Origin of the sequence: Rhizobium sp. BK181 (assembly GCF_014193305.1) — a bacterium.
Lineage (GTDB): Bacteria > Pseudomonadota > Alphaproteobacteria > Rhizobiales > Rhizobiaceae > Rhizobium.
Genome location: NZ_JACHZA010000031.1, coordinates 26,647 through 33,323, shown reverse-complemented (window position 1 = coordinate 33,323; position 6,677 = coordinate 26,647). Strand labels below are relative to the sequence as shown.

Here is a 6,677-nt window from a genome sequence, read left to right as displayed (position 1 = left end):
CTACTCGCTACGACAAGCGCCCGGAAAACTATCTCGCAGCGGTCAAACTCGTCGCGGCAAGGATCTGGTGTCAGAGTTTATGAGTCGACGGCCTAAGCAAGCCTTCTGACCAAACCGCAAGTATGGCGGCGATAGCCATTAGCCGAGCAGGATCACCGGACGCAAAACATGTCGTCGCGATCCCGCCGGTTCCGACGGAAAACGACCCAAACGGTATCGATCCAACCGCTGTTTCCAGTGTGCTTCTGAACGGTCGACGTGCCGCACATGCCAGCCGAAAGTCCGATCGCAATCCAAATAACGGAGGCGTAATCCAAGTTTTCATCCTGCCGTATATCCGGGATGGTGCTACGAGCGGAGATGGAACCCAGTTCAAAAATCGCCGGCAGTCGAGTGCTTTTTTTAATTGGCGTGGAGGCGTAAAGAAGATCCCTTTCCCCGAATACCTGGTCGTCGTTTCACATGTCATCGGTTTACGGTTTCGACTGCGGGGCGTGACCGAAATCGCGAGCGAACGGGCGCAGGAAAATGAAAGCAAGCAGGTGAGGAATGCTCTAAGTTCGGACCTTGCGACGTTAAAAGGAATGCTCGTTCGCCTGGGCCCAACAATCCGATTTGCAAAGGGTCATCCATCGATCCGCAGCGTGATCCAGGAACCTATGCCTGCGGACGCAGCTGACAGCACTGTGCCCCACATCACGTCTACAATTGTCAACGTCGTCGACCAGTTCTTCAGCGTGGACTGATTGGTCAAGTCGTAGGTTGCATAGGCGGTGAAACCGACAATGGCGCCGTAGAGTGCGGCCGTAGCCGGAGAACCGGACATCAAGCCTGTCCTGACGGCAAGAATTGTAAGTCCGGCCGCATAGATCAGATAGAATGCGACAGCCGGAACGAGCCGGAAGTCCGGCGTCAGCGTGTCACCCAAGGTCGGCCGATACAGTCGATTGGCCATGCTGCTCAGCCAGAGAAAGTCGATCGCGACAAAGACGATCAAAGTGGCGAGATAGGCAACGAAGTACATCTTCACTTTGCTCTCCTTTGTCCGCGCGCACTCGAAGCATGTTCGATCGTGTAAAGCCCGACATCGATGCACTCCTCCTCGAAACCCGCCTCGCAGTAGCAGAGATAATAGTTCCAAAGGCGTCGGAACCGCTCGTCGAAGCCTTGCTTCGCAATGGCTGGCCAATGCGCTTGAAAGCGCGACCGCCATTCCGACAGTGTCCGAGCATAGGATTTCCCGAAATGCTCAATCTCCGTGAGTTTTAGTCCCGCGGAGGACACCGCTGCTTCGAGCGCCTTGTCCGAAGGCAGGAATCCGCCCGGGAAGATATATTTCTGGATGAAGTCGATGCCGCGGCGATAGGCCTCGAACCGGCCTTCCTCGATGGAGATGATTTGCAGCACTGCACGACCGTCATTTTTCATGCAGCGTTTCAAGGCTTCGAAGTAGCTTGCCCAATAGGCTTCGCCGACAGCTTCGAACATCTCGATTGACACAATGCGATCGAACTGGCCCTCTACATCGCGGTAGTCCTTCAACTGCAGATCGATCTGGCGAGCCTTGTTGCCTTTATTCACCGCGTCTTTCGCCCAAACCAGTTGCGACGGTGAAAGGGTCACGCCGACGACCTCGGCATTCGATCTGGTTGCAAGTTCAAGGGCAAGCGCGCCCCAGCCGCATCCCAGTTCGAGCACGCTTTCACCGCCCTTGAGCGCAAGCTTCTCTTGAATCCGGTCGAGGTGTTTCTGCTGGGCGGCTTCGAGGCTTAGCGTCGCATTGTCAAAGATCGCGGAGGAATACAGCATCGTCTCATCAAGCCATTCCCTGTAGAAATCGTTGCCGAGATCGTAATGGGCCTTGATGTTGCGTCGACTTCCATTTTTCGTATTGGCATTCAGGAGATGGCGGGTTCTGTTGATAAGCCGCATCAAGACGTTGCCGTCGATCGCCCTCGCTAGGGCATCCCTGTTGCGTGATGCGAGCCGAATGACCGCCGTCAGGTCAGGCGTCGTCCAGTCTTCCTCAATAAACCCTTCGGCAAAGCCGATACTGCCAGCCGTGACGAGGCGGCGAAGCATTCGCCAGTTCCGCATGACGATTGTTGCATCGGGACCGGGTCTGGTACCGGACTTTTCGACAACGATACCGGACGGTAGCATGATCCTCAGGCGCCCAGAATGAAGATTCCCGATCAGACGTCCCAAAAGCCGGCCTCCGAAGCCTAGTTCGTCGCAATGAGCCGGCAGCGGACGTGGCAAATGAGAGAAATCGTCAAACTGACTCATGAAACTCGATCTTTCGATGCTGTGCGCTTTCCTCGATGCGGTCGTTGCGGACCAAGGAAACGGAATGTTTCGGCGGCTTCGGACGCACACGCAGGCGAACACCCTTCAGCCAGATTTTTATCGCCTCCCAATGGATGCCGCCGATAACCCGAAGCGTCAGTAAGGGAGTGGCGAAGAATGTCTTCAGCAGGGCGGCGTCTGTCAGTTCGGTCCGCTGCGCCAGATGTCGAGCCGTCAGCAGCAGCCCTTCCTCGTCCAATGCACCGATACTGATTAAAATCTTGTCCGAAGGAGGCAGAACACGGAATTCGTAACGAAGGTTCATATCCATGAACGGCGAGACGAAGAATGCCTTGTCACAAAGCTGGACGATCTCCGCCCCGTCGGGTGTTTCGACAGGGATCATATAGCCGTGGCGCTCCCCGAACGTATTGTCCACCTCCCAGAGGATCGCCCTCAGCGCCCCATCCTTGCCGTAGCAGAAGAACGCGCTCAACGGATTGAAGGCCCAACCCAAAAGCCGCGGCATGGTCAGCAGGCGAATGGAACCGCCATCCGGCTCGACGCCTGCCGCCAACATACTGCGCTCCACCTGCTTCTTGAGGTCGGAACCGGAGCGATCGCCGCGATCCTTGCGGTAAAACGAAAAGACGTTGAAGCGATCGACGGAAAATAGCCTCAGCCCCCGGTCGAGGGCCTCAAGTTCGTCGAGATCGATGAGAAGTGAATAGATGTGATAGGTCAGCCGGTGCTGTTTTGGCTTTAGCCGCTTATGCGTCACCTTCCCGGGAAAAAGTGCCGACTGGAGCTTGGCCGTCATGCCGGCACCTCCAGACTTGAGGAAAGTTCCACCGGCCTTGCCAACGGCCTGCGAACGATGCGGCCGCTTTCCTGCGGGACCGTCCAAGGGCGTCGCACGCCACCAAGATCCTCGGCAACGGCAAGCCCGGCTTGAATACCATCCTCATGGAAGCCGGAGCCGAAATGCGCGCCGCAGAACCACGTATTGCGTTGGCCCTGTAGCGACCAGATCTCATGCTGCGCCCGGTCGGTATCAAGGTCGAATACCGGATGGTCGTAGGTCTCGCGGCGAATGACGGTCCCATCGCACGGCTCGCGGCGTGGGTTGAGCGTCACAAAAGTCGGCGGTGCTGCTCCCAAAGGCTGCAGCCTGTTCATCCAATAGGTGATCGACGGTCGCGTAGGGCCCTCTCGTGTCTCGGAGACATAGTTCCAACTGGACCAGGCAGCGCGCCGCTTCGGCATCAGGCTGGCATCCCCGTGCAGCACCGCCTCGTTCTGCGAATAACGAAAGACACCCAGAATTCGTCGCTCGTCACAAGTCGCATCGGCCAGCATGCGAAGCGCCTGATCCGCATGCGTTGCGATCACGACATGATCGAAGACGTGCATCTCGCCACGGGCGTCCCGGATCTCCACAGATCCGGGCAGACGACGTATTGCGTCCACCGCTGTTGAACGCAGGATGCGATCGGCGAACGGTCGGGTCAGCCTGGTCACGTATTCCCGACTGCCGCCTTTCACAGTGCGCCAGGCAGGACGATCGTGCAGGTCGAGGAGCCCGTGATTGTGGCAAAACTTCACGAAGCCGGCGGCTGGATACGCACCAACCTGCATGGCGGGGGTCGACCAGATCGCCGCTGCCATCGGATAAAGGTGATCATCGCGGAATGCTCGACCATAGCCGTTGTGGGTGAGGTAGTCGTCGAGAGAAATGCCTCCCATCATTGCTAGATCACGCGGCGCACAACGATAGAACCGCAAGAGATCCCGTATCATCGACCAGAAACGCGGTCTGACGAAATTGGATTTCTGGGCAAAAAGACCGAGGCCTTTGCCACCGGAATATTCGAAGGTGCCGTCGTTTAGCGAGACAGCGAATGACATGTTGGAGGCCGCGGTTGGCACGTCGAGCGCACGGAAGAGTGCGGTCAGATTGGGATATGTAACCTCGTTATAGACGATGAAGCCGGTATCGACTGTAGTCGCAATACCGCGACGTTCGAATTCGACGGTATTGCAATGACCGCCGATGCGATCGGCAGCTTCGAACACCGTTATGTCGTGGCGTTGCGACAGGAGCCAAGCCGCCGACAGACCAGAAATACCACTGCCGATTACGGCGATATTCAGACGTTTTTCGCCCGTACTCCGATGGTGAAACGACATGTGCAGTCCTCTTGGTTCGGCCCGTCTCCGGCCCTTGGCCAGCCTTTTCCTCAACCGCATGTACGAGAGCAACTTCCGCTTAGTTTGGTTGGGAGAGAAAATTTTTCAGTCAGGTTTTTTGTCAACGCGAGCTTGAATCGTGCCTCGCCGTGGCTGCATTTCCACGGAACAAGTCACAAGGCGCGGTGAACGGTTCGCCTCTTGGCGGCCGGATGTCGCTGGGCACGGGTACTCCCGTAAGTCGTCAATCTGAGATCCAGCCGGACGGCCTGTGGCGTGGAGGGCATTAGGGAATGGAGCAATGCGCGCTAGCGACATACCGATCTGTCGAACGGAAAAGTAAAGAAGCCGCTTGAGCGGGATGATCAAAATTAATAGCACAACGTGCGCAACATGCCTTCGTAGTTCGGCTTTTTGCTACAGTCTTGCGCCGATGCTGTGATGGCGCCACGCCTCGGAACCGTGGTTGCCCCGCCTTTTGCTTCAATTGAGCTGCATCCAACCGCGATCAGGGCCGTGGCCTCGATCAGCGCTCCGACAAGGAGAAGCCGCGCAAGCGTTTGAGATCCCTTGCAATCACGTTGATCTACGACAACGTCGCACCTCAAGCTGCAGGAATGTTCTATCATGACGCGCCTCGGATCTTGGAACGTATATTGTTTCGTAAGAGCGGCTCTATCGCACCCTTTGATGTTTCTTGAAGCGTTGTGGCGGTGGAAGGGACGTATGAGTTTCACCTCAACTTTCACCCGAACCGAATTGGCTAGTTCCGTAACTTCGCGGCAGTTCACATCATCTCACGCACTCATGGTCGGGCATGGTCGGGACATCTCTCGTCCATGTTTACGCATGGAGAGCGATTTAGATCAGTCCAAAGCACTTGCTCCCCGGGATAGAAGTCTTGTCACGGTCAGCAGCCTGATGGCTGGCTGAAATGTCGCCCAGATCAAATTTCATCTCGGCAAGGCGATGGACAGCGGATTGACGGCGGCAGAGACTGGCGAAATTGTGGCCCATGTTGCCTTTATGCGGGTTGGCCCGCCGCGTTTTCAGCCGCTCCGGTGGTTGGCGAACTATTGAAGGGCCAAGGCCGGTAAACCGACGCATCTTGTTGCGCGGACGCAAAAGGCGGAAAGGGAGTGCCATGCCGCATATCGTTGTAGAGATGATCAAGGGCCGGACAGAGGGCCAAAAGAAGTAACTGGCGGCACAGCTCAGCAAAGCCGTGATGTCGGTCTTGGGAAACGATGAAGGATCGGTGTCGGTGGCGATCGAACACGTTGCTCCAGCTCGCTGGGACCAGGACGGTTTCATCCCTGAAATCAAGGGTAGGAAGCACACGCTGTATCAGACGCCGGGCTACGCATCGGTCAATTGAGGCTCCGTCTTACCCGTCCATCCAATTGCGCGGGGCCGCATCCCTCGGGCCAGAACAACGCAGGTCGGCGTTTGGACAGATTTTTCTGCGGGCAGGCGCCCGGCTCGTTCACGCGCTGCTTTACGAGCCGACCTGCGCTGGTCGGCGGGGTGGAGTGGCCGGGCACTCAAAGTAACCTGGGCGTTCAGCCAAATCTGTCGAGAGCCGCTAACACTAAAGAGGCGGGGCATTCTGCTCCAAATAGAATTATGATGGTAGATAATGCTTTGCGGCGGCTGATTGGTGACGGCCAGCAAAAAAAGAACCCCGCGTTGCTTGCGGGGTTTGGAGATGAACATCGAAATGCGCCCAAAAGCCAGAGCGCAGTCGAACTGTATCCAACGGTTTGCAAGCCTTCAAGCCTTTGTTCAACTCGTTCTGATGTCGTGCGTAATGTCGTCTCCAGCGAATCCGTCTCCGTCGCATTCAACGGTCGATCCGATCCGGACGTCCCGCTAGGCCGTGCCAGGTTTATGATCTCCTGCATTTTGACCGCCCTAGCAGCATGGAACCTATCTACGCCGCCAACTCGTTCAGACGAACGCAGGGAGCTGGCGGCCGTTCCGAGGATCGAGGGTGACGAACGTCAACTGGGAACAAGGATGCATAAAAGCATAAGCCGCGGTCTGCTATCGGGCATTCCCGAAAGTCCCTTAATACAGTGGACGCAGGTCGCACTGCGGAAAAGAAACCCCGCAGTCTCGGGTGCGGGGTCGGAATTGTGCTTCCAGGGGTTTCAATTCTGAAGCGTGCGGGAAACGGTCGATATCGGGCCTTTGTT

5 protein-coding genes and 2 pseudogenes are annotated in these 6,677 nt (G+C 56.8%); 3 read left to right on the top strand and 4 right to left on the bottom strand.

What is annotated here, in order from left to right:
* Positions 1-83: pseudogene (locus tag FHT77_RS30390) on the top strand (IS5/IS1182 family transposase); the annotation flags it as partial.
* 542 nt (positions 84-625) lie between these two features.
* On the opposite strand, the gene FHT77_RS30385 reads toward FHT77_RS30390, so the two are convergent.
* The 4 genes from FHT77_RS30385 to FHT77_RS30370 are packed head-to-tail and all read right to left on the bottom strand — an operon-like array spanning position 626 to position 4,479.
* Positions 626-1,030, bottom strand: a complete 405-nt coding sequence (locus FHT77_RS30385) for a DUF2177 family protein (protein ID WP_183759192.1) — start codon at positions 1,028-1,030, stop codon at positions 626-628.
* Positions 1,027-2,289 (bottom strand): cyclopropane-fatty-acyl-phospholipid synthase family protein, encoded by a 1,263-nt coding sequence (locus FHT77_RS30380; protein WP_183759191.1) that lies wholly within the window; start codon positions 2,287-2,289, stop codon positions 1,027-1,029. Before FHT77_RS30380 ends, FHT77_RS30385 begins: the two co-directional genes overlap by 4 nt.
* Positions 2,276-3,109 carry a DUF1365 domain-containing protein gene (locus FHT77_RS30375; RefSeq protein ID WP_183759190.1) on the bottom strand — a complete coding sequence of 278 codons (834 nt, stop codon included), beginning with the start codon at positions 3,107-3,109 and terminating at the stop codon, positions 2,276-2,278. The genes FHT77_RS30380 and FHT77_RS30375 overlap by 14 nt, the downstream gene beginning before the upstream one ends.
* Complete coding sequence (locus FHT77_RS30370; RefSeq protein ID WP_183759189.1) at positions 3,106-4,479, bottom strand: NAD(P)/FAD-dependent oxidoreductase; 1,374 nt, start codon at positions 4,477-4,479, stop codon at positions 3,106-3,108. Before FHT77_RS30370 ends, FHT77_RS30375 begins: the two co-directional genes overlap by 4 nt.
* An 858-nt stretch (positions 4,480-5,337) precedes the next feature.
* Here FHT77_RS30370 and FHT77_RS31850 point away from each other — a divergent pair.
* Positions 5,338-5,576 (top strand): annotated as a pseudogene (locus FHT77_RS31850) (carboxymuconolactone decarboxylase family protein); the annotation flags it as partial.
* A 131-nt stretch (positions 5,577-5,707) separates the two neighbouring features.
* Complete coding sequence (locus FHT77_RS31845; RefSeq protein WP_183864097.1) at positions 5,708-5,857, top strand: hypothetical protein; 150 nt, start codon at positions 5,708-5,710, stop codon at positions 5,855-5,857.
* The last annotated feature ends 820 nt before the right edge of the window (positions 5,858-6,677 follow it).